Origin of the sequence: Rhizobium sp. RM (genome assembly GCF_013390595.1) — a bacterium.
Classification (GTDB): domain Bacteria; phylum Pseudomonadota; class Alphaproteobacteria; order Rhizobiales; family Rhizobiaceae; genus Agrobacterium.
Map to the genome: position 1 here is coordinate 670,320 of NZ_JACAWV010000007.1, position 22,306 is coordinate 692,625.

Consider the following 22,306-nt stretch of genomic DNA (forward strand, 5'->3'; position numbering starts at 1 on the left):
TAGCAACTCAGGATCATCATTTTTAGTCGGAGCCGATAAAATTTTTCGTGATATGCAACCATAGGGATAATCAGCCAGTCAGACGCACCGTCAAAACGGAAAAACCCGGCACAGGGTTTCCCCTGCACCGGGCCTTATTGTCCCCTTGGGAGGAACGATAACGGGATCAGTCGACGTTGAAGCTCAGCGGCTTTGCCTGACGAATCGCCGGGTTGGCACGCAGCTTGTCGAGGACCTCTTCAGAGACCAGACCATCGACGTAGAGCAAGGCGATCGCGTCACCGGCTTCCTTCTCGCGACCGAGCTGGAAGTTGGCGATGTTGACACCGGCCTCACCAAGCGTGGTACCGATGAAGCCGATCATGCCGGGAACGTCAGTGTTGGTGATGTAGATCATGTGCGATCCAACATCGGCATCCATGTTGATGTTCTTGATCTGGATGAAACGCGGCTTGCCGTCCGAGAAGACCGTGCCGGCAACAGAGCGGACTTGGTTTTCGGTCTTGACCGTCAGCTTGATGTAGCCGTCGTAAACGCCGGTCTTGTCGCGCTTGACTTCGGAAAGGATGATGCCCTTTTCCTTGATCATGATCGGCGCGGAAACCATGTTCACGTCGGAAACCTGGCTACGGATGAGGCCCGCCAGAAGCGCGCTCGTCAAAGCCTTGGTGTTCATGTTGGCGGTTGCACCATCATAAACAATCTCGATTTCCTTGGTCGCGCTCTCCTGTACCTGACCGACGAAAGAACCGAGAACATCAGCCAGCCGGATGAACGGCTTCAGACGAGGTGCTTCTTCAGCCGTGATCGACGGCATGTTGATGGCGTTGGAGACGGCACCCTTGACGAGGTAGTCCGACATCTGCTCGGCAACCTGAAGGGCAACATTTTCCTGAGCTTCCGTGGTGGAAGCGCCAAGGTGCGGGGTGCAGACGACGTTCGGCAGACCGAAGAGCGGGCTTTCCGTTGCAGGCTCAACTTCGAAGACGTCGAAGCCAGCACCAGCAACCTGCCCAGACTTGATGGCGTCGGCCAGAGCTGCTTCATCGACCAGACCACCGCGTGCGCAGTTGATGATACGAACGCCCTTCTTGGTCTTTGCAAGGTTTTCGGCGCCGAGAATGCCGCGTGTCTTGTCCGTCATCGGCACGTGCAGCGTAATGAAATCTGCCTGCGCCAGAAGTTCGTCCAGCTCAACCTTGGTAACGCCCATTTCCTGCGCGCGCTCCGGCGAGAGGAAGGGATCGTAGGCGAGAACATGCATCTTCAGACCAAGGGCACGCGAGCAGACGATGGAACCGATGTTGCCGGCACCGATGACGCCGAGCGTCTTGCCGGTGATTTCAACACCCATGAACTTCGACTTTTCCCACTTGCCACCCTGCGTGGAAGCATCCGCAGCAGGGAGCTGGCGGGCAACAGCAAACATCAACGCAATGGCGTGTTCTGCCGTCGTGATGGAGTTACCGAAAGGGGTGTTCATGACGATGATACCGCGGCGCGATGCGGCCGGAATGTCAACATTGTCGACGCCGATACCAGCGCGGCCGATAACCTTGAGGTTGGTCGCAGCTTCGATCAGCTTTTCGGTTGCCTTTGTGGCAGAACGGATGGCCAGGCCATCGTAGTTACCGATGATTTCGGCAAGCTTGTCCTTGTCCTTGCCGAGCTTCGGCTGGAAATCGACTTCGACGCCGCGATCACGGAAAATCTGGACGGCGGTTTCCGACAGTTCATCGGATACGAGTACGCGAGGTGCCATGGCATGGGCTCCTTGGATGAAACGATTGAGATGTGCGAATGGGAAATGCGCGGCCCTGCATCAGCAGGGCCGGTATTCAAATCAGGCAGCAGCCTTGGAAAGCGTTGCCTTCTGCGTTGCAAACGCCCATGCCAGCCAAGGCATGACAGCTTCCATATCGGCGGTTTCGATCGTAGCACCAGCCCAGATACGAAGACCGGACGGCGCATCACGGTAAGCGCCGATATCCAGCGCTACATTTTCTTTTTCGAGAAGGGCAACAACACCCTTGGCGAAAGCAGCTTGCGCATCGGCATCAAGAGTAACGACATCCTTGTCGACGATCTTCAGGCATACCGACGTGTTGGAACGGGTTTCGTCGACAACAGCCAGATTTGCAATCCAGTCGTTTGCAGCAACGAAGTCGTAGATAACCTTGGCATTGGCATCAGCACGCCCAACGAGCGCCTTGAGACCACCGAGATTCTTCGCCCACAACAAGGCATCGATATAATCTTCAACGCAGAGCATCGAAGGGGTATTGATGGTTTCGCCGGTGAAGATGCCTTCAATCAGCTTGCCGCCGGAGACCATGCGGAAAATCTTCGGAAGCGGCCATGCAGGTGCATAGCTCAGAAGACGCTCAACAGCGCGTGGCGACAGAATGATGACGCCATGACCGCCCTCACCGCCCAGAACTTTCTGCCAGGAGAAGGTGACAACGTCGAGTTTGGAGAAATCCATCTCCTGGGCGAATGCGGCAGACGTCGCATCGCAAATCGTCAGACCCTTACGGTCAGCCGGAATGAAATCAGCGTTAGGAACGCGAACGCCAGACGTCGTGCCGTTCCAGGTGAAGACGACATCGCGATCGAAATCGACTTCGCCGAGGTTCGGCAGCAGACCGTAATCAGCCTCGAACTTGCGGACGTCTTTGAGCTTGAGTTGCTTGACGACATCGGTAACCCAGCCAGCGCCGAAGCTTTCCCATGCAAGCATGTCAACGCCGCGTTCGCCGAGCAGAGACCACAGAGCCATTTCAACGGCACCGGTGTCAGATGCGGGAACGATACCGATGCGGTAATCAGCAGGAACGTTCAGAACTTCGCGGGTGAGATCGATGGCCTGCTTCAGCTTGGCTTTGCCAACTTTGGCGCGATGCGAGCGACCGAGCGGCGCATCAGCGAGAGCTTCAAGCGACCAACCGGGGCGCTTCGAGCAGGGACCAGAGGAAAAATGCGTATTGCCCGGACGGAGGTCCGGCTTCACGATATCTGTCATTTGACTATCCTTCCAGATAGGCGCTCTACGTTAGGGTAGAGTGTCCTGACGCTGTTGCTATGCTTCTCACCTGTTCCAGTCAAGCGGAATATGTCGCTGCACAGAAGAATCTTGGCCCATATGCGCCACATGACACGCAGCATACGACCAAAGAAAAACCGCCCGCATCCTGATGGATGTGGACGGTTTCGATGTTTAACAGTCAAGCGTGACGATTACTTGTAGACGGCCGGCTGCAAGGGAATATCGGCCGGCGGAATGTACTGAGCCGTATCGCAGCCATTGAAGACATAGCGACCGCCGACCCGAACTTCGTGTGAATACAAGCCCTTGTCGCGACCTGGGCCGCCATTGTTCTCATAGGCGAACATGTCGCCCTTGTTGATGTGGCGGAACCGGTAGCCCACATCGGCCTTGAGATTGCAGGTGATATCGATGGAAGCACCCGCCATCAGAGCATAAGCAAAACGCCACTTGCCGCGACCACCATGTTCGGTCGTCGGATCGCACCCTAAACCATCGGTGCTGCACGAAGTGTTGCGCAGTTTATCCCACTTGACGTACGAGCCACCGATACCACCACCGACATAAGGCGTGACGCGACCGTACGTGCCGAGATCCACATAGGCGTTGGCCATCAATGTGTAGGCTTTGAGAGAGCTCAGGTCCGCCGAAACACATGGACCTGGAACCGAGCCGCAGCCGCCAGTGGTCGAACCACGGAAATCAGATTTCCCCATGTAGTCGAAAGTCAGATCCGTACGGAAGTAATTGTTGAACTGATAACCAACACCAGCGCCGATAATATAGCTGTCATCCATCTTCGCCGTAGTAAAGTCAGTCAAGTCTCCCGAGGGGCCACCCTGATAATAATGCGCACCACGGAGCTTGTTGAAAGAATAGCCAACATCACCGCGCAGATACCAGCCGCTGGCCTGCGACACCTGCACTTCTGGCGCCTCGATGTAAGCCGGGGCTGGCTCCGCTTGATAAAGATCGGCAGCGATGGCGCTCGTGCCGGTCATCAGGACGGCCAGAAATCCGGCCAGGGCGTTTTTCATGACTTCCACTCCAGAAACGGCATGTGCGCATGGGCAGCAGATGCCAGTGAACTTTTCAGTCATGAACAGTGACGCAAATTGGTTAAGTCACGATTAACCACGATCATTCACCATATTTATTAGCAAATGCGCAAACAAAAAGCCGGCGAGAACGCCCGCTTTCGTGACCGTTTGAACAGGGCGCCTCAGGCGGCTGTGCGTGCGCTCGAAATGACGCCAACGAGATCGTTGACGATCTGCTCGACCTGGGCACTATCATCGCCTTCCGCCATGACGCGGATCAGCGGTTCTGTACCAGATGGGCGAATGACCAGGCGGCCATTCTTCGCAAGAGCATTTTCCGCATCTGCGATTGCCTGCTGAACAACCGGATTTTCCAGTGGTTTGCCACCGGAGATACGGACGTTCTTCAACAATTGCGGTACGGGGTCAAACTTGCGGCAAACCTCGCTGACCGTACGGCCAGAACGCTTGACGCGCGCCAGCACCTGAAGTGCTGCGACAAGGCCGTCCCCCGTCGTACCGTAATCAGACAGTACGATATGGCCAGACTGTTCGCCGCCAACGTTGAAATCATGATTGCGCATGTGCTCAACGACATAGCGGTCGCCAACCTTCGTACGGGCAAGCGTCAGGCCCTTGCCGTCAAGGAAGCGCTCCAGTCCCAGGTTCGACATGACTGTCGCCACGATACCACCGCCGCGCAACAGATTGTCGGCGGCCCAGCTGTCAGCAATCGTTGCCATCAACTGATCCCCATCGACAATCTCGCCGCGCTCATCAACGATGATGACACGGTCCGCATCGCCATCGAGCGCGATGCCGATATCGGCCCGAACTTCATGGACCTTCTTCTGAAGAGCTTCAGGATGGGTAGAGCCGCATTCCAGATTGATGTTGACGCCGTTAGGCTCGTTGCCGATGGTCACGACTTCCGCACCAAGCTCCCACAGCGCCGCAGGAGCGACCTTGTAGGCAGCGCCATTGGCGCAATCGATGGCAATCCGCAAACCGTTCAGCGTCACATCGCGCGGCAGGGTGCGCTTCACAAACTCGATGTAGCGATAAATGTCGCCATCAACGCGCTTGGCGCGGCCGATCTCACTCGGCTTGGCAAGCTGTGCATAGATATCCTTGTCGAGCAGATCCTCGATCTCAAGCTCAAGTTCATCAGACAGCTTGTAGCCATCCGGTCCGAATAGCTTGATGCCGTTATCCGCGAAGGGATTGTGGGATGCCGAGATCATCACACCGATATCGGCACGCAACGAGCGCGTCAGCATGGCAACCGCAGGCGTGGGGATCGGCCCGAGCAGGAAGACATCAAGACCCGCAGCCGTGAAACCTGCCACCAGTGCGTTTTCCAGCATATAACCGGAAAGACGGGTATCCTTGCCGATCACGACGCGATGACGGTGATGCCCACGACGAAAAATGGTGCCGACGGCAATACCAACCCGCATCGCCAGATCCGGCGTCATGGGAAAAACGTTCGATTGTCCGCGAATACCATCGGTTCCGAAATAACGGCGTGCCATTTGAACTCCAAATCCTTCATGCATTCCGGCGGCATGTAAAAAAGCCGGATGCGTTTTTCGGGTAGATGCCACAAACTACGGCAAACAGCACGTAAATTAGCACAAAAATGGCTTATATCTTGTTACCAAACTGAAAAGGCCACCCGGTTTCGGGTGGCCTCGTTTTCAAAAAGACGTCTGATTTTAAGCCATTAGTGCGGCTGAGGCTCCAGACCACCTTCGGCCTCGCCATCGCCCTTGGCTTCGTTTGGACCGTCCTTCTTGGCACCAGCCTTAGGCACTGCGGATCCGCGGCTGCCGGGAGAATCATCACCGAGATCGCGGGCAGGCTTTTCACCCTTGATCAGCGCTTTGATTTCTTCCCCAGAAAGGGTTTCATACTCCAGCAAACCTTCAGCCAAAGTGACAAACTCATCATGTTTGTCCGTGAGGATACGCCGTGCTTCGGTGTATGCCTCATCAATCAAACGACGAACTTCGTTGTCGATCTTTTGAGCTGTCGCTTCGGAGACATTCTTGGACTGCGAAACGGAGTGGCCGAGGAAGACTTCCTGCTGGTTTTCACCATAAGCAACCTGTCCGAGCTCGTCGGAAAAGCCCCACTGCGTCACCATGGCACGAGCAAGCTTGGTAGCCTGTTCGATATCCGAGGATGCGCCGGAGGTGATGTTTTCCTTGCCGAAGGTCAGTTCTTCCGCAACGCGACCACCCATCATGATCACGAGGCGAGAGACCATCCACTTGTAGCTCATGGAATAGCGATCACCTTCCGGAAGCTGCATGACCATGCCGAGTGCACGGCCACGAGGAATGATCGTTGCCTTATGCAGGGGATCTGCCACAGGCACGTTGAGTGCGGTGATGGCGTGACCCGCTTCGTGGTAGGCGGTGAGCTTCTTTTCGGCTTCGGTCATGGCGGTCGTGCGGCGCTCCGCACCCATCATGATCTTATCCTTGGCGTCTTCAAATTCCTGCATGGTCACGACGCGTTTATTGCGACGGGCGGCCATGAGAGCAGCTTCGTTGACGAGGTTCATCAGGTCAGCACCCGAGAAACCAGGCGTACCGCGTGCCAGAACCTTGAGGTCGACATTCGGTGCGAGCGGCACGTTGCGGACATGCACCTTCAGAATACGCTCGCGCCCTACGATATCCGGGTTCGGAACGACAACCTGACGGTCGAAACGGCCTGGACGCAGGAGCGCCGGATCAAGAACGTCGGGGCGGTTGGTCGCAGCAATCAGGATGATACCTTCATTTGCTTCAAAGCCATCCATCTCGACGAGCAACTGGTTGAGCGTCTGCTCGCGCTCATCGTTGCCGCCGCCAAGACCGGCGCCACGGTGGCGACCTACGGCATCGATTTCGTCAATGAAGATGATGCAAGGTGCGTTCTTCTTGGCCTGCTCGAACATGTCGCGAACGCGGCTCGCGCCGACACCAACAAACATTTCAACGAAGTCGGAACCCGAAATGGTGAAGAACGGCACATTTGCCTCACCCGCAACCGAGCGTGCCAAAAGCGTTTTACCAGTTCCCGGGGGGCCAACCAAAAGCACACCGCGCGGGATCTTGCCACCAAGACGCTGGAATTTCTGCGGATCACGCAGAAATTCAACGATTTCTTCCAGATCCTGCTTGGCCTCATCGACACCGGCGACATCGTCAAACGTGATACGACCGTGCGCTTCTGTCAGAAGCTTGGCTTTGGATTTACCGAAGCCCATCGCACCGCGCGAACCACCCTGCATCTGCCGCATGAAGAACAGCCAGACGCCGAGGATGAGGAACATTGGCAGCAATGTACCAAGGTAGCTCAAGAACCCGGAGGAACCGTCACTTTCCGGCCGTGCGACGATGGTGACGTTCTTGCTCTGCAAGCGCTCCATCAAGGAATCGTCAATAACGGGGGAATAGGTTTGAAATGCCGTACCGTTTTCGGTGTAGGTTCCAAGAACCCGGTTGCCGGTCACAGTAACGTCGCGAACTCGCCCGGAATCCACATCGCGAAGAAACTGCGAGTACGGAATTTCACGCGAACCCGTTTGCGTTGGCGACGTCTGGAACATGCTGAACAATGCGATCAGCAACAGGGCAATAACTGCCCACAAGGCGAAATTTCTGAAATTTGGGTTCATCGAACTCCCCGAACTCACACGGACATGTCTGCTGTCCGCTCTTACGTGCCCCTAACATAAGGTCGACATTTGCCGTTGCCAAGGCGAAGGGCATTATCAGATGCGTTTTGGTGTAAAAAGTATTCCAATGCAATTCACGAAAAAGCGGCCTGAATTAAACCGGTGGCTGTGGATAGGCTGAACGACCGAGCAAAACAGCAATCGCATTTGCCAACTCAAGGTCGAACCGTGGCAGAAAAAGATCGAACGGCGCAAGTCGTGGAACGATTTTGAGAGCCCGAGCGTCAAAAGCTTCGTCACTCGATGCGGTGACAGCCGTCGGCATGCACCATATCGCCTGCCGCACGACACCTGGCGGGATATCGAGACAAAACGGCGGGCTGGCAGCATTCGGAAAAGAAGACGTTATAAGAACCTCATTGGGCGATCGATTGTCGACAAAAAAGCGGTCGTCCCAGATCGCGCTTTTCCCGGCCTCCAAACAGATTTCCGGGAGATTGCGCCGTTCACGATAGAGATAGAGCCCATCCGGCCTCCTGTCGATAAGCACGCGACCGAGAGTCAGACGGCCAGGCCTGCCCTCAACGATAGGCTCGATCGCCCGATCCATGCCACTGGCAGCAGGAAAATAGGCACGCCCGCCCAAGGTCGATATCAGCGCCGCTAACGCGTGCCGGAATTCCGGGCATTCCTCTGAACCCGTGGAGATATTTATCTTCGCAAGAACGGAATGAAGAACCTGAACGTTGGCACGCAAAAACTCCGCTGCAGCTAGAGAAAGCGCCGTTCTCGCTGCAGATCTTTTGTTATAATCCGCCAGAGATGTCGGTCCGAGCGATTGCCGCACGCGCACGCGCTCATATTTAACGCTCTCATTGCTTGGGTCATCCACCCAGTCTTTGCCTTGCGCGAGAACAAAGTTGCGAATGGACTGGCGCTCACAGGCCAGAAATGGCCGCAATATCCACAGACGCCGATCAAAAAGGACCGCATCGGCCATCCCGGCAAGACCGATATTGTCATGTCGATCGCTACGGGCCACGCGCATGGCAATCGTTTCCCGCTGATCGCCCAGTGTATGTCCTGTGACGACCGCATCAGCACCGATAGTATCGGCGACATCAGCAATCAGACGATAACGAGCAAGACGCGATGCTTCAGACAAACCGGTCGAAGGTTTAGGATCGTCCCAACGGCGGATAAAATGCGGAACACCAAGTTCAGCACAGAGAGCCGCGACTTTTTTTGCTTCGTCGGCAGATTCGGGCCGCAGCGCATGATCAATCGTCACCGCCGACAGACGTGTGCCGGGGTTTTGTTCACACGACAAAACCGCGCGCAATGCCAGTAACAGGCCGGTGGAATCGCTGCCCCCGGAAATTGCAACGAGGATATGCGCGGGCTCGCGGAGGTTTTTGAGAAAAAACCTTGCCGCCTCAAGCGGGTCTAGTGTGGTTTCGTCTGAAATGCGGGGTGCAACCGACATGGGCATACCGCTAGCTCAACGGCAGAGAGAAATCAGCAGCTAAGACGCTTCTGTTCGCTGGCGACTTTGTTCAACACGGTCTTGGATGCGCTCGGGTAACGCTTCGGCACTTCGCGCAGCGTCGCACAGGCAGTCTCGGTGTTATCCAGCGCGGCGAGCGACATGCCAAGCTTCATCAACATTTCCGGCGCCTTCGGCGATTTGCCATATGTCTGGTGGCCGTTCAGAAAAGTCTTGGCCGACTCGTTGAACTTACCTTGAGAATACTGAGCTTCACCCAGCCAGAAGCTGGCATCGGCGGCCTTGGCACCCTTTGGGTAGCCTTTCAAATACTGCTCGAAACCCTGTTCCGCCAGCTTGTAATCACCACCAAGTACGTGGCTATACGCGGCCTGATAGATATCATTCTCGCTCGTCAGCGCCGCCGTGTTCACAGGATCGGTCTTGCGCGAAGCTCCGCCCGTCGTGACACCAGGCAAATTGCCGGAGGAATTGTTGGCACCCTGATTAAGCGTTCCGCCAACAGGCATGCCGCCGGAATCGAGCTGAATGGAGCCAAGCGTGGTCTCACCTGGAGCATTGCTCGGCTGAGACGGTGAAACAGAAGCGCCACCCTCGGGTGGCGTTTCAATGATTGCTGCAACGTCATCGTTCGGAGGACTTGCAAGGTCCGCTTCCGCCTTTTTCTTGGGCGCAGCGGGAGCGGCACTCTTACCGCTTTCCAGTTCCTGGAAACGGAATTCATTATCTTCCTGCGCCTTGCGGATGGTTTCCTGCATCTGCAGAAGCTGGAAGCTCATTTCCTCGATACGGCCGTTGAGCTGTCTGATCTGTTCTTCAAGCTGCTGAACCTTATAGGCCTCATTCGCCTGAACCCGGACGACCGGGGGCTGTTGAGAGTTGATCGTGCCGAAGCTACCCCCCGCACCGAACAGCGGACCCGAAACGGCAACGCCGCTCAAGCCGGTGCAGGCTGCAAGCCCCAGCATTCCCGCCACGACAAGTTTCTTCATCTCTTTCGTCCTGCCTTAACTGATTTGCACCGGAATGGCGCAAAGCCGGATTTTTTCCATATCACCCGAAAAAGCAACTTAACTTCGGCCAAACTATGAAAAAAACGAAAGGCGGCCCTAAGACCGCCTTCCATTCAAGATCACGAATGCGTTAGGCAATTACATGCCTGCGCCACCGAGAACCGTCACAGCACGGCGGTTCTGCGACCAGCAAGAAATGTCGTCGCAAACAGCGACCGGACGTTCCTTGCCATAGGAGATGGTCTTCATGCGGTTTGCCGGAACACCCTGCGATGCAAGGAATTCCTTGGTGGAAGCCGCACGGCGCGCACCGAGTGCAAGGTTGTATTCACGCGTACCGCGCTCGTCGGCATGACCTTCGATGGTGATCGAGTAGTTCGGATAACGAGCAAGCCACTGAGCCTGACGCTGCAGCGTCTGCTGCGCATCGGCGCGGATCGAGGTCGAGTCGGTGTCGAAGAAGATGCGGTCGCCGACATTGACGGTGAAGTCCTGCTGGGAGCCAGGCGTTGCGGAGCCCGCGCCACCGAGGCCGAGTTCACCGGCGCTGTTCGGCATGTTCTTCTTGTTTGCGCAGCCCGCAAGAGCAAGCGCAAGCGTCATGGCGATGACAGCCGGGTTACGGGCCAGTTTCTGCATGGGGCTGAGTGCCGAAGTGTGTGTACGGCTCATCGCCGGTCTCTCCTTAGAATTTCAGTAACGTTGCCAGAGGCTAACCGATTGAGGTTAATCGCCGGCAAACACTTATGGTTAACAGAAAGGAAATGTCCCACTTTCTTGCTCCCTCACAACACTTTGCGGCAAGAAAGAGGCATCCCCCTGAAGGGCATGCGTAAAAATATGGCGGCGATGGATCATCCAGCGCCGCCATGGCAATCAAATCAGTCCAGAAGCGGCGACCATGCCGGGTCTGAAGCGAAGGTCGGGGTCTTGATAAGCTGCTCGTTGTAACCGGTCAGATCGATCGAATAGAGCTGCGGTCCACCTGCGCCGGCGTTCTGACGGAAGAACATCAAAACACGGCCGTTGGGTGCCCATGTCGGGCCCTCATTGTGGAAACCGCTGGTCAGGATACGCTCGCCGGAACCGTCGGTCTTCATCACGCCGATCGAGAACTTGCCACCTGACTGCTTCGTGAAGGCGATCAGGTCGCCACGAGGAGACCAGACCGGTGTCGAATAAGAGCCATCACCAAAGGAGATGCGCTGCTGACCGGAGCCGTCCGCATTCATGACGTAAATCTGCTGGCGGCCACCGCGATCGCTTTCAAAGGCGACGCGTTGACCGTCCGGCGAATAGGACGGTGCGGTATCGATCGCGGACGTGTTCGTCAGACGCGTCGTTGTCCGCGAACGGAGATCCATCGTGTAGATGTTGGCGTTGCCGTCCTGCTGAAGGCTCATGATAACCTTCTGCCCATCCGGAGAGAAGCGCGGCGAGAACGTCATGCCGGGGAAGTTACCGACAACTTCGCGCTGCCCGGTCTCGAGCTGCAGGAGATAAACACGGGGCTGTTGGCCTTCGAAAGACATGTAGGTGACTTCCTGACGGTTCGGCGAGAAGCGCGGCGTCAGAACGATGTCATTCGAGTTGGTCAGGTTACGGATGTTGAAACCGTCCTGGTCCATGATGGAAAGCTGACGCTTACGGGCTGTCTTCGGGCCGCTTTCGGAAACGAAAACAACACGGGTATCGAAGTAGCCTTTTTCACCAGTGATACGCTCGTAGATCGCGTCCGCGATGATATGAGCCACACGGCGCCAGTTTTCCGGCTGGGTGAAGAACTGCTGACCTGTCATCTGTTGACCGGCAAACGTGTCCCACAAACGGAACTCGGCGCGCAGGCGGCCATCGCTTTCACGTGTCACGCGACCAGTGACCAGAGCCTGCGCGTTGATGACCTTCCAGTCCTCGAAACGCGGCTGCTGATCCGGATTGCTGATCTTTTCGATGAACGCGCTCTTATTGACCGGTGCGAAAAGACCGGAGCGCTGCAAATCAGCCGCGATGACAGCAGAAACCTGCGCACCGATGCCGTCACCCGACATGAAGTCGGTAATGGCGATTGGCAACGGCTGAACATTGCCCTTGTTGATGTTGATTTGAACCTCGGCATTCGCCGGAGCGACAGCAACCAGCGAGAACAACATGCCCGTGGCAACCATGAGGGCGCGGAGGACAGAACACTTGGTCATTTAGACAAGCCTTTCAGCTTCTTACGAAAATTGGACAGGAGTTTTGGGATTTCTGTCGTCATCACTTCCAAAACCTGTCGGCTCACAATGCAAATTCGGACGGATCGAAGTTCAGAACCATCGTGTTCCAGCCCCTTTCGCCCTCATATTTCTCGATCGGCATGTTCTTGAGAGGCGCGGAGCGAAGGATCGCGCGGCGCGCACTGCTTTCAACCGCCCGGCGCGTACCTTCCGGACCACCGGAAGCGCTGACCTCGGGTTGACCAACAATATTGCCGGATTGGTCAAGCTCGATCCTGATCACCACACGCACCTCGGCAACTCCGGTGAGACCGGAGACCATGGACCAATTGTTCTGGATCTGGCCCTTGACGTTATCGATTTCGCTGGCACTCAGACCCGTTCCAAGCGTCTTCTTGCCACCAAGGGAGGCTGTTTCGGTCGAGCGTTTCGCACCGCCGCCGGACGGCGCCTGTTTGTTCAGGAGCGCTGAAATCTCGTCGGCATTGAACTCGCTTGCCTGAGACGCGGCAGACTTGGCTGTCTCCTGCTTTTTGTCGGCAGGTTTCTTGTCAGACGGCTTCTCCGTCGACTTGGCCTGATCCGGCTTTTTCTCGGCAGGCTTTTCAGCCGGTTTCTGTTCTGCAGGCTTCGTCTCGGCCTGTTTCGGCTCTTCCGGCTTCGGCGGCTCTGGACGAGAATTCGGACGCGGCACGTTCTGCGGCACGGGAATTTCGGCCGGCTCCTGGTTTTGCGGTGGCGGCTCTTCCGCCTTGGTTTCCTGCGGAGGCGTCGGCGTGGGTTTTGGCTGCGGCGCAACTTCCGGCTTGGTCTGGGGCAAAGCAGCCATTTCCTGCGGTTTCGGCGCGGAGGTCTCCTCCTTGACGATATCCTTCACCTCGTTCGGCTTGGTATCGACAACAGGCAGCGGATTCTCGGACTTTGGTGGCGCAGCAGCGCTCTCATTGTTGTTCGGCTTTTCCGTCGGGGTCGGCGGCGCCTGAATATCTGTGGTGTTGTTGCCAGCGTTCTGCGCGTTCTCGACGATATCCGGGCGGGTTGTCGGAACAGGCGCAGATTTCTCCGCCTTGGGTGCGTTCTTGTCACCCTGCTGAATCTGGCTCAATTCCTCGACAGGGACCAGTTCCACTGGCAGGGCCTCGGCCTGCGAAACGTCAAGAGGCTCCGGCGAGCCCAAGGATACAAGGGCGAAAGCCAGAAGCGACGCATGCACAATCGCGGATGTGGTGATGCTGCCCTTCATCGCTCTTACGTCAATTATCCTGTTTCTGCTGGGTCACGAGGCCGATATTCTTGAAGCCTGCGGCCTGAATACGAGCCATTACGTCCGCGACCATACCGTAAGCGGCAACGGAATCGGCGCGAACGAAGATGCGTTCGTTATAACCTGTCGTCGCAATGGCCTGCAGCTTGGCAGCCACTTCCTCAGCCTGGATTTCAGTTTCCTGAAGATGGATCTGGCCGTTGGCGTTGACGGAAATCGTGATCGGCTGCGTGTCCGAATTCAGCGCATTCGCAGAGGTCTGCGGCAGATCGATCGGAACGCCCACCGTCATCATCGGTGCAGCCACCATGAAGATGATAAGCAGCACCAGCATGACGTCGACCAGCGGCGTCACGTTGATTTCGCTGATCGCTCCGCCTCTGCGACGGCCGCCGCGTCCACGGCGTCCACCGGAACCGCCGCCGTTGCCACCTGCTGACATACCCATAACGTTTACTCCATTTTGCCTTGCGGCAAATTAATGCGCGGTTCGCTTACTGCGCAGCCTGGCGCGTCTGAAGCTTTTCATCGATCTGGCGAGACAGGATCGCAGAGAATTCGTCGGCGAAACCTTCCATGCGTGCGGAAAGCTTGTGCGCATCGGCGGTGAACTTGTTGTAGGCGATAACCGCAGGAATAGCGGCAACCAGGCCGATAGCCGTTGCCAGAAGTGCTTCAGCAATGCCAGGCGCCACAACGGCGAGGTTGGTGGACTTCGAACCGGCGATAGCCTGGAACGAGGTCATGATACCAACGACCGTACCGAAAAGGCCGATGAACGGACCGGCTGAACCGATCGTTGCCAAAGAACCAAGACGGGCTTCGTATTGCTCGCCTTCACGAGCCATGGTCACATCCATTGCCCGGTCGATACGCATCTGCAAACCGATCGGAGAACGTGCGCCGCGCTCGAAGGACTTTTTCCATTCCCGCATCGCCGACACGAAAATCGCAGCCAAGCCGCCATTCTGCCGCTCTGCCAGCGTACGATAGAGTTCTTCAAGCGACTGACCAGACCAGAAGACCTGTTCGAACTGATCGAACTGGCGCCGTGCCTTGTTGAAGCTCACATACTTGTCGATGACGATCGCCCACGTCCAGACCGAGGCGGCCAGAAGTCCGATCATGACGAGCTTTACGATAAAGCCCGCCTGCATAAACAGAGCCCAGAGACTTACGTCGTGCGTCGCCGCTGCCAAACCTGCCTGTTCCATAAATATCCAATCCCCGAATCCAAACGCCCGGCACGGGACCGGGCGATTCAAACGCGCATCGGCGCTCGAAGTTATGCGGTCAACGCCGCCCAACCCTTTAGCCATGCCCCGGTACTTGCCAATATGCCTTCCTTGCCAATAAATTTGGTGAAAGGAAGGCGTGCACCGCACAAATACCAGATGCTAAAGTAAGACACCATTATGGTTAAGGGAGTGTTACTATACGGACACCATTGCGGGATTTACTGCGGCCGCGCCTGTCTTACTTGAGGAATTTTTCCGCAACCGTTTCCGGAAGACGTCTTGGCCTGCCATTCGCATTGATGACTGCGATGATGACCTTGGCGCTGACAAGCAACGTCTCACCACGACGAATTTCCTGATTGAGCACCATTTTTGCGCCACCTGCCTTCTCGGTGACAGTGGCGATCGTCAACACATTGTCCATACGTGCCGGGCTTTTGAAGTCGATTTCCATACGGTGGACGACGAAAACAAGGCCCTCTTCATCCGCTGTCAGCAGCGCGCTTTGCTCACATCCGAGACACCGCAGATAGTCGGTACGGCCACGCTCCAAAAAATGCAGATAACGGGCGTGGTAGACGAGACCGGAAAAATCCGTGTCCTCGTAATAAACGCGCTGCATCAGTCGATGGCCGTGCTCGATAAGTTCGCCCGAAAGCGGGACGGTAAAGGTCATGAGGTCTCCTTGGGAATTCCTGCCGCGCCAGAGCATCCTTCGCGAACGATCAGATGCTCGCTCCGGCTCGGCAAGGCTTCAATACGCTGCGCGACGAACGCAGGCTTGAGATCGTTTTTCGTGAGCGCGGACGAGTTGGCTGGCAACCAACGGAATTCGATCTCGATGCCATCCATCACACGATGAATAATATCGCTTTCGTGGAAAGGCATCGGCTCCGACAGGGAAACCAGATAGTAGAACGCCAACTCGTGCGCAGCGTATTCTCCGTAAGAGAAAAAATTCTCGGCGGACCACAGCAGCCGTTCGACGCAGCAATCCCGGCCCAGCTCCTCGTGGATTTCCCGAACGATGGTTTCTTCGGAGCTTTCACCGATCTCCGCACGCCCTCCCGGCAAAGCCCAGTAGACGTCGCCGACAGCACGCTGAACGAGGATATGCCCGTCTTGGAAGATCAGCGCCGCCACACGCATGCTGAAAAGCTGCGGCTTGCGGTCCAGCCGGATCATGTGGCGTTCGAGGGCAGAAGTCATTTATCGTCCAGATCGCCGTCGTACCAGACGAGGTGTCTTGTTGTCTGCGGCAGATGCTCTATTTCGTCGGCGATGAAATAGGGCGGAATATCGAGCTCCGTCAATGCCTGGCGCGTCGCCTTGACCCAACGAAACTCCAGTTCGTTATCACCATCCTGTACGCGGTGGATGATGGCCGAGGGATGAAACGCAAAGCTCTCCGGCAGATCCATGAGGTAGTAAAAGCCAAGCTCGTGCCAGTCCTTGCCTTCGTAATGGAAGAAGTTTTCGACCACCCAGAGAAGCCGTCCGACTTTCGCTTCGGTGCCGAGTTCCTCCATCATCTCCCGCTCGAGCGTTTCCTCGGAGCGCTCTCCCATTTCCGCGCGCCCACCGGGAAAAGTCCAGAATTTCTCGTGCGTCGCCCGGTGAACAAGCACATGTCCATCACGAAAGGCGAGGCCCGCGATACGCATCTGGAAAATACGCTTCGGTTTGAATTTTATGCGGATGCGGGTGTCATGCGTCATTGAGCGGCCTGTGGGCTGGAGACATCAAATCATCTTCGCGCCATTCTAACGCATCCATCTCGGTTTTTCTTGCCATTGCGTCATCGCCAACAATGAATTCATCGAGTTGCGGTGGTTTCACACTCGTGCCTGACAACATGGCGTGCACCTGTCCGCGGTGGTGCGTCTGGTGCTGGAAGAGATGGCTGAGAATGTCGTCGCAGCGATCCTGCTGAATGCGCTTGCCGCGGTGAACGTTGATCGTTGCGGCAAGACTGGCTTCATCAAGCTCCTCGACAAAAAAAATCAGGTCGTCATCGAGTTTCGCCTGGGCCTGCCGCAACGCTTCCATCGTCAGGTAGGGCTCCTCGTTTGCCCATGCCGCAGGCCCGAGGGTACTGCCTTTCAGTGCATCGATATAAAAGACATCAATGATATGGATATGGTTCAATGTCGCGCGAATGGTTGGAAAGAAGCTCGTTCGGGGCGCGACGAATTCGTCCTGCGGCAACAATAAACAGGCGTTATGCAGCCGAAAATTGGCAAGGCGATTGTTCCGCGCCAGCTTGCGAAAAACACGCGCCGCATCATAGTCCGGCATGTTCCCCTCCCTTCGTTCTGAGACCAGCCAATCGTCAAATCGCGGCATGAAACCTGGAGGTCGAAGGTTTAATCCTCGTCCAGCGTCAGCCTGAATTGCGCTGCCTCAAGGTCCTTTGGCGGTTGCATACCCAGATGTTTCCATGCGGTTCCCGTTAATATGCGGCCGCGCGGGGTCCTCTGGATAAACCCCTGCTGGATCATGTAGGGCTCGATAATGTCCTCGATTGCATCGCGCGGTTCGGAAAGACCCGCAGCGATGGTCTCGATACCCACCGGCCCGCCACCAAAGTTTACGGCGATCATCGTCAGGTAGCGCATGTCGAGCTGGTCGAGACCCATATTGTCCACGAGAAGGCGCGTCAGAGCCTCGTCAGCAATTTCCTTCGTAACTGCTTCCGCCCGCGCCACTTCAGCGAAGTCGCGCACGCGGCGCAACAGCCGCCCTGCAATTCGCGGCGTGCCGCGTGCACGTCTGGCCACTTCACGCGCACCCTCGTCCGTCATGTTGAGGCCCACCATGCGCGCACCACGACGAACGATCGATTCCAGCTCATCGACGGTGTAAAATGAAAGCCGGACCGGAATACCGAAGCGGTCGCGCAGCGGCGTTGTCAGCAGCCCGAGACGCGTCGTTGCCGCAACGAGCGTGAACTTCGACAGATCGATTTTGACCGAGCGTGCGGCCGGACCCTCCCCGATGATAAGATCGAGTTGGAAATCCTCCATTGCCGGATAGAGAATTTCCTCAACGGCGGGGTTGAGGCGGTGGATTTCGTCGATGAACAGCACATCGCGTTCTTCGAGATTGGTCAGAAGTGCTGCAAGGTCACCCGCCTTGGCAATGACTGGCCCGGACGTAGACTTGAAATTAACGCCGAGTTCTTTGGCCATGATCTGCGCAAGGGTCGTTTTGCCCAGGCCTGGAGGGCCGACGAAAAGGACATGGTCTAGCGCTTCGCCGCGGTTCTTGGCGGCTTCGATAAAGATTTTGAGATTGGCGCGCGCTTCCGCCTGACCGGTAAAGTCGTCCAGCGACTGCGGACGCATGGTTGTGTCGATATCCTCGCCACGTTTATCCGCTGAGATCAATCTTGCCGCATCGCTCATCAAGGGTATTCCGTCTTAATCGCACATTCATGGAGTGACATGTTCCACTCCCTATAACACGGGCATCGCGTTATCGCGAAAGCTCCTTCAACCCGAGACGGATAAGCTTGGCGCTATCGCCGCCCTCACCTCCGTTCTTGAGCGCGGCAGCAACCGCATTTGCTGCCTGATCTCGGGAATAGCCTAGATTAGTAAGAGCGGAAACAGCATCTGCCACTGGAGCGGGGGCGGCCCCTTCTCCGAGTTCCTGCTTCAGACCGATAGACGCAGACGCCTCTCCGGCAAAGGCAGGTGCCTTGTTGCGAAGCTCCGTCACAATGCGAACTGCGACCTTTGGACCAACGCCCGGCGCACGCGAAACAACGACCTTGTCCTGAAGCGCAATGGCATTCGCCAGTTCAGAAGGAGACAGGGTGGACAGGACAGCAAGCGCCACTTTCGAACCCACGCCCTGTACGCTCTGCAAAAGATTGAACCACTCGCGCTCCAGAGCAGAAAGAAAGCCGAAAAGCTTCAATTGATCTTCACGTACATAGGTCTCGATGAAGAGTACAACGGCCTCACCCGCCGATCCGATTTTCGACAGCGTTCGCGCCGAACAATGCGCAACGTAACAGACGCCATGCACATCCACGAGGACGTAATCCGCGCCGATTTCATCGATAGTCCCTTTGAGTTTTCCAATCATGACGCCGCCCGCCGAAATAAAACCACTAAAATTTAGCCCGCCGCCAGAAGGCGGCGCATTCTGTCACCACCACGATTGTGTGCATGGCAAATGGCAATCGCCAACGCATCCGCGGCGTCGTTTCCCTTGAACTCGGCTTTCGGCATCAGGATTTTCAGCATCATGTGAATCTGCTGCTTTTCACCGTGACCAACCCCGATCACTGCTTTCTTGACCGCATTCGGCGCATATTCGGAAACCTGCAATCCAGCCCGCGCCGGAACCAGCATGGCAATACCGCGCGCCTGACCCAGCTTCAACGTGGCGACAGCATCCTTGTTCACGAAGGTCTGCTCCACGGCCGCCTCATCAGGCTGGTAACTGTGCACGATCTCGGCCAGTCCGTCATGCAACTGGCAAAGGCGTGAGGCCAGATCCATGTCACCATCGGATGTAACCGTACCGGAGGCAACAAAGCGCAGGCTATTGCCGAGGCTTTCAATGATGCCCCAGCCGGTACGCCGCAAACCGGGATCGATCCCGATGATTCGAATCGTGTTCTGCATAAGCCACCCTATCTTTCCGGCAGCAAACCTGCCAGCGATAAGTGAACAAAACGACAACATCCGTTAAATTTGCAGTGCAGCATTTACCTCTGTTTAAATCCCGTACCGCATTGTTTCCGGCAATAATGACAAAAGGGGAGCTGCGGACATGATGCGCCGTAGCAAAACAATTCGCCAATCGATCAGCCGGTGCCGCCATTAAGGAGAGCGGGGCTGCCGAACTGGCATTGGGGGCTACAGCAGCCATGCTGAACCGTTTTCATTCCATATCGACCAAAGTTCTGATCATTTTCCTGGCTTTGATGGCAACGTCCACCGCCGCACTGACCCTCCTCGGCTACCAGAGCAGCAGCAGCGTTCTTCAGGAACAAGCTTCGAAATCCATGGAGAGCATTCTCGTCTTCCGTGGAGACATGTTGCAGGAGCGTCTGGAACAGCTTGAAACACAGGCGGATTCCATCGCCAAGATTGAATCGTTGCAAATGGCCGTCGTGTCGATGCGCAGCGGCTGGGGTACGGTTCAGAAAAACTCAGGCGATGCGAAAGCCGAACTGCAACGTGTTTTTGTCAAGGAAAACCCCTTCGGTCAGCGTGAAAAACTTATCAAGCCGGAAAACCCAAGCGGCTTTTATTATTCCACCCACGAAAAGACCCAGACAGATATCGCCGGATACCTGCAGGGAACGCCCTTCAGCGATGTTCTCTTTGTCGACCCTAACGGCACGGTCTATTACTCCTATCTCAAGGGTTCCGCATTCGGTGAAACTGTCACCAGCGGTGCATGGGCAGATAGCGGATTGGGGGCAGCCTTTTCGCGTGGCGCTGAAAACGCCAAAAAAGCTGTGAACGATGTAGCGCAGACCAGTTTCTCCGGACTGCGGATCGACGCAGCCACAAAAGAAGCAGGCATCTATTTCGGCATACCCGTGGTCAAGTTCGGCTCGTTCAAGGGCCTCGTTCTCTTCAAGGTCAAGGAAGAGGTGTTTGCACAGATCCTTGCCAAAGGCATCGCCAAAGACAGTTCCGAACAACCCGCGATCATCGCGGCGGATGGCAAGGTCATCGGCGTAGACGGCAACACGCTGACTGCTCTGGATGCCGGTCCTTACGGGTTTTATACCTCTGCTCTCACTTCATCGGGAATGACAGAAGCAAAGATAACGCGCGCAGACGGCGACGCTAACGCCTATGCCCGGCCATTCTCGTTTGGCGGAGAAAAATATCTTGCCGTCGAAAGCATGCTTCAAAGTGAATTGAACGCAGGCTCTGTCTCGATTGCTGGTACGCTTGCCATAATCGGGCTCTGTGTGCTGGCCGCCATGTGCGCGGCAACCGCGTTCTTTGCGCGTCGACTGTTTGCACCGCTTCAGAAGCTTGCAGGTCTGACAGGTGATGTTGCTGCCGGCAATCTTGATGCCGAGATCGGTAATCAGGACAGGAAAGACGAGATCGGCCAAATGGCACGCGCACTCGGCAGCTTCCGTGAGACACTCATCAGGCAGCGAGAGCTTGAAGCAACATCATCGCGCACCCGCGAGGAAGCTGAAACGGCGCGGCGCACTCATCTTGCCGAACGCGAGGCCGAAGCCAGCACGCTGCAGATGGTCGTGCATTCCCTGGATGAGGGACTCGATCGTCTTGCGCACGGCAATCTCGCCTACCGGATCGAGAGCCGTTTCCCCCATGAGCTTGAAGGTCTGCGCCACAACTTCAACACCGCCATGGCACGGCTCAGCGAAACCATGCAGGCCATCGGAGGCAATTCCGCCGCCGTTCGAAGTGGCTCCGAAGAGATGCGCGTTGGTGCCGACCAACTCGCCGAACGCACAGAGCGTCAGGCTGCATCAATTACGGAAACTGCAAGTGCCATCAAGGCTATCACCGAAGCCGTCCGCGACCAGATCGAGCGGGCTGAACAGGCGACCCGGATCGCCCGCGATGCCAGCAAGGAAGCCGCAGCCTCCGGCAACGTCATGGACCAGACAATCGCCGCGATGGAAGCCATTCAGACCTCCTCGCGGCAGATCAACCAGATCATCGGCGTGATTGATGAGATCGCATTCCAGACCAATCTGCTAGCTCTCAATGCGGGCGTGGAGGCGGCTCGCGCGGGCGAAGCCGGCAAGGGGTTCGCCGTCGTGGCTCAGGAAGTGCGTGAACTGGCACAACGCTCGGCGGCTGCAGCGAAAGAAATCACCAGCCTGCTGAAACGCTCCACCGATGAGGTGTCTACCGGGGTCACGCTTGTCGAAAAGGCCGGCGCATCACTGACTGGCATCGGCCAGCACGTTCAGACGATCAGCAATCGCATCGAGGAGATTATGGAATCGACCCGCGAGGAGGCGCACACGCTGGCGGAGATCAACAGCACCGTGAGCGGTCTCGACGCAATGACACAGCAGAATGCGGCTATGGTGGAGGAAACAACGGCGGCGATCCACAATCTCGCTTCGGAGGCCACAGAAATGGACGGCAGGCTCGGACAGTTCGTCCTCGCCGATGACAGCGGCCACTCTGCTTTCGCCGAACAGGTTCGCTACCGCCAGGCAAGCTGACATCTGTGATTGGGGCTCTCCGCGAGCCCCAATTTTTTTGAACGCTTCATCAATTCTACGCGACGCCTATGGTAAAGGCGCACCAGCGACTTACATCGGGTCGGAAACAGGACT

Annotated in this window: 20 protein-coding genes; 1 reads left to right on the forward strand and 19 read right to left on the reverse strand. The window is 56.5% G+C overall.

Annotated elements, in window-relative coordinates; genetic code table 11:
• Positions 1-166: 166 nt before the first annotated feature.
• The 19 genes from serA to ruvC all read right to left on the reverse strand — a co-directional run bounded on the left by serA (position 167) and on the right by ruvC (position 19,637).
• A complete protein-coding gene (serA, locus tag HWX89_RS07595) occupies positions 167-1,762 on the reverse strand; it encodes a phosphoglycerate dehydrogenase (protein WP_138792094.1) in 1,596 nt (531 codons plus the stop codon).
• Positions 1,763-1,843: 81 nt separating this feature from the next.
• Positions 1,844-3,022: a phosphoserine transaminase gene (locus HWX89_RS07600; RefSeq protein ID WP_138792093.1), complete on the reverse strand. Its 1,179-nt coding sequence runs from the start codon at positions 3,020-3,022 to the stop codon at positions 1,844-1,846.
• 215 nt (positions 3,023-3,237) lie between these two features.
• Positions 3,238-4,083: an outer membrane protein gene (locus HWX89_RS07605; RefSeq protein ID WP_138792092.1), complete on the reverse strand. Its 846-nt coding sequence runs from the start codon at positions 4,081-4,083 to the stop codon at positions 3,238-3,240.
• Positions 4,084-4,268: 185 nt separating this feature from the next.
• The gene (gene glmM, locus HWX89_RS07610; RefSeq protein WP_138792091.1) at positions 4,269-5,621 is read right to left on the reverse strand and encodes a phosphoglucosamine mutase; all 1,353 of its coding nucleotides are present in this window, start codon (positions 5,619-5,621) and stop codon (positions 4,269-4,271) included.
• Positions 5,622-5,812: 191 nt separating this feature from the next.
• Positions 5,813-7,759: an ATP-dependent zinc metalloprotease FtsH gene (gene ftsH, locus HWX89_RS07615; protein WP_138792090.1), complete on the reverse strand. Its 1,947-nt coding sequence runs from the start codon at positions 7,757-7,759 to the stop codon at positions 5,813-5,815.
• 154 nt (positions 7,760-7,913) lie between these two features.
• On the reverse strand, positions 7,914-9,245 hold the full coding sequence (tilS, locus tag HWX89_RS07620) for a tRNA lysidine(34) synthetase TilS (RefSeq protein ID WP_502707586.1): 1,332 nt from the start codon (positions 9,243-9,245) through the stop codon (positions 7,914-7,916).
• Positions 9,246-9,277: 32 nt separating this feature from the next.
• On the reverse strand, positions 9,278-10,258 hold the full coding sequence (gene ybgF, locus HWX89_RS07625; protein WP_178340655.1) for a tol-pal system protein YbgF: 981 nt from the start codon (positions 10,256-10,258) through the stop codon (positions 9,278-9,280).
• A 159-nt stretch (positions 10,259-10,417) separates the two neighbouring features.
• Positions 10,418-10,951, reverse strand: coding sequence for a peptidoglycan-associated lipoprotein Pal (pal, locus tag HWX89_RS07630; RefSeq protein ID WP_138792088.1), 534 nt, complete (start codon positions 10,949-10,951; stop codon positions 10,418-10,420).
• A 209-nt stretch (positions 10,952-11,160) separates the two neighbouring features.
• Complete coding sequence (gene tolB / locus HWX89_RS07635; protein WP_138792087.1) at positions 11,161-12,474, reverse strand: Tol-Pal system beta propeller repeat protein TolB; 1,314 nt, start codon at positions 12,472-12,474, stop codon at positions 11,161-11,163.
• 82 nt (positions 12,475-12,556) lie between these two features.
• Complete coding sequence (gene tolA / locus HWX89_RS07640) at positions 12,557-13,738, reverse strand: cell envelope integrity protein TolA (RefSeq protein ID WP_138792086.1); 1,182 nt, start codon at positions 13,736-13,738, stop codon at positions 12,557-12,559.
• 10 nt (positions 13,739-13,748) lie between these two features.
• On the reverse strand, positions 13,749-14,207 hold the full coding sequence (gene tolR / locus HWX89_RS07645) for a protein TolR (RefSeq protein WP_138792085.1): 459 nt from the start codon (positions 14,205-14,207) through the stop codon (positions 13,749-13,751).
• Positions 14,208-14,253: 46 nt separating this feature from the next.
• On the reverse strand, positions 14,254-14,973 hold the full coding sequence (gene tolQ / locus HWX89_RS07650; protein WP_138792084.1) for a protein TolQ: 720 nt from the start codon (positions 14,971-14,973) through the stop codon (positions 14,254-14,256).
• Between the two features lie 262 nt (positions 14,974-15,235).
• Positions 15,236-15,673, reverse strand: a complete 438-nt coding sequence (gene ybgC / locus HWX89_RS07655; RefSeq protein ID WP_138792083.1) for a tol-pal system-associated acyl-CoA thioesterase — start codon at positions 15,671-15,673, stop codon at positions 15,236-15,238.
• Positions 15,670-16,206, reverse strand: a complete 537-nt coding sequence (locus tag HWX89_RS07660) for an NUDIX hydrolase (protein ID WP_138792082.1) — start codon at positions 16,204-16,206, stop codon at positions 15,670-15,672. Before HWX89_RS07660 ends, ybgC begins: the two co-directional genes overlap by 4 nt.
• Positions 16,203-16,715 carry an NUDIX hydrolase gene (locus tag HWX89_RS07665; protein ID WP_138792081.1) on the reverse strand — a complete coding sequence of 171 codons (513 nt, stop codon included), beginning with the start codon at positions 16,713-16,715 and terminating at the stop codon, positions 16,203-16,205. The genes HWX89_RS07660 and HWX89_RS07665 overlap by 4 nt, the downstream gene beginning before the upstream one ends.
• Complete coding sequence (locus tag HWX89_RS07670) at positions 16,705-17,295, reverse strand: DinB family protein (RefSeq protein WP_138792080.1); 591 nt, start codon at positions 17,293-17,295, stop codon at positions 16,705-16,707. Before HWX89_RS07670 ends, HWX89_RS07665 begins: the two co-directional genes overlap by 11 nt.
• Before the next feature lie 68 nt (positions 17,296-17,363).
• Complete coding sequence (gene ruvB, locus HWX89_RS07675; RefSeq protein ID WP_138792079.1) at positions 17,364-18,404, reverse strand: Holliday junction branch migration DNA helicase RuvB; 1,041 nt, start codon at positions 18,402-18,404, stop codon at positions 17,364-17,366.
• A 70-nt stretch (positions 18,405-18,474) separates the two neighbouring features.
• Positions 18,475-19,092: a Holliday junction branch migration protein RuvA gene (ruvA, locus tag HWX89_RS07680; RefSeq protein ID WP_138792078.1), complete on the reverse strand. Its 618-nt coding sequence runs from the start codon at positions 19,090-19,092 to the stop codon at positions 18,475-18,477.
• Positions 19,093-19,124: 32 nt separating this feature from the next.
• Complete coding sequence (gene ruvC, locus HWX89_RS07685) at positions 19,125-19,637, reverse strand: crossover junction endodeoxyribonuclease RuvC (protein ID WP_138792077.1); 513 nt, start codon at positions 19,635-19,637, stop codon at positions 19,125-19,127.
• Between the two features lie 245 nt (positions 19,638-19,882).
• Between ruvC and HWX89_RS07690 the strand changes: the two genes are divergently transcribed.
• The gene (locus HWX89_RS07690; RefSeq protein ID WP_138792076.1) at positions 19,883-22,192 is read left to right on the forward strand and encodes a methyl-accepting chemotaxis protein; all 2,310 of its coding nucleotides are present in this window, start codon (positions 19,883-19,885) and stop codon (positions 22,190-22,192) included.
• The last annotated feature ends 114 nt before the right edge of the window (positions 22,193-22,306 follow it).

Coding starts and splice junctions, on each gene's coding strand:
- ybgF (WP_178340655.1), bottom strand. CDS start 10,258: ATGAAGAAACTTGTCGTGGCGGGAATGCTGGGGCTTGCAGCCTGCACC.
- HWX89_RS07605 (WP_138792092.1), bottom strand. CDS start 4,083: ATGAAAAACGCCCTGGCCGGATTTCTGGCCGTCCTGATGACCGGCACG.
- ruvB (WP_138792079.1), bottom strand. CDS start 18,404: ATGAGCGATGCGGCAAGATTGATCTCAGCGGATAAACGTGGCGAGGAT.
- tolA (WP_138792086.1), bottom strand. CDS start 13,738: ATGAAGGGCAGCATCACCACATCCGCGATTGTGCATGCGTCGCTTCTG.
- ruvA (WP_138792078.1), bottom strand. CDS start 19,092: ATGATTGGAAAACTCAAAGGGACTATCGATGAAATCGGCGCGGATTAC.
- HWX89_RS07690 (WP_138792076.1), top strand. CDS start 19,883: ATGCTGAACCGTTTTCATTCCATATCGACCAAAGTTCTGATCATTTTC.
- tolR (WP_138792085.1), bottom strand. CDS start 14,207: ATGGGTATGTCAGCAGGTGGCAACGGCGGCGGTTCCGGTGGACGCCGT.
- HWX89_RS07660 (WP_138792082.1), bottom strand. CDS start 16,206: ATGACTTCTGCCCTCGAACGCCACATGATCCGGCTGGACCGCAAGCCG.
- ruvC (WP_138792077.1), bottom strand. CDS start 19,637: ATGCAGAACACGATTCGAATCATCGGGATCGATCCCGGTTTGCGGCGT.
- HWX89_RS07665 (WP_138792081.1), bottom strand. CDS start 16,715: ATGACGCATGACACCCGCATCCGCATAAAATTCAAACCGAAGCGTATT.
- HWX89_RS07670 (WP_138792080.1), bottom strand. CDS start 17,295: ATGCCGGACTATGATGCGGCGCGTGTTTTTCGCAAGCTGGCGCGGAAC.
- tilS (WP_502707586.1), bottom strand. CDS start 9,245: ATGTCGGTTGCACCCCGCATTTCAGACGAAACCACACTAGACCCGCTT.
- pal (WP_138792088.1), bottom strand. CDS start 10,951: ATGAGCCGTACACACACTTCGGCACTCAGCCCCATGCAGAAACTGGCC.
- glmM (WP_138792091.1), bottom strand. CDS start 5,621: ATGGCACGCCGTTATTTCGGAACCGATGGTATTCGCGGACAATCGAAC.
- serA (WP_138792094.1), bottom strand. CDS start 1,762: ATGGCACCTCGCGTACTCGTATCCGATGAACTGTCGGAAACCGCCGTC.
- tolB (WP_138792087.1), bottom strand. CDS start 12,474: ATGACCAAGTGTTCTGTCCTCCGCGCCCTCATGGTTGCCACGGGCATG.
- tolQ (WP_138792084.1), bottom strand. CDS start 14,973: ATGGAACAGGCAGGTTTGGCAGCGGCGACGCACGACGTAAGTCTCTGG.
- ybgC (WP_138792083.1), bottom strand. CDS start 15,673: ATGACCTTTACCGTCCCGCTTTCGGGCGAACTTATCGAGCACGGCCAT.
- HWX89_RS07600 (WP_138792093.1), bottom strand. CDS start 3,022: ATGACAGATATCGTGAAGCCGGACCTCCGTCCGGGCAATACGCATTTT.
- ftsH (WP_138792090.1), bottom strand. CDS start 7,759: ATGAACCCAAATTTCAGAAATTTCGCCTTGTGGGCAGTTATTGCCCTG.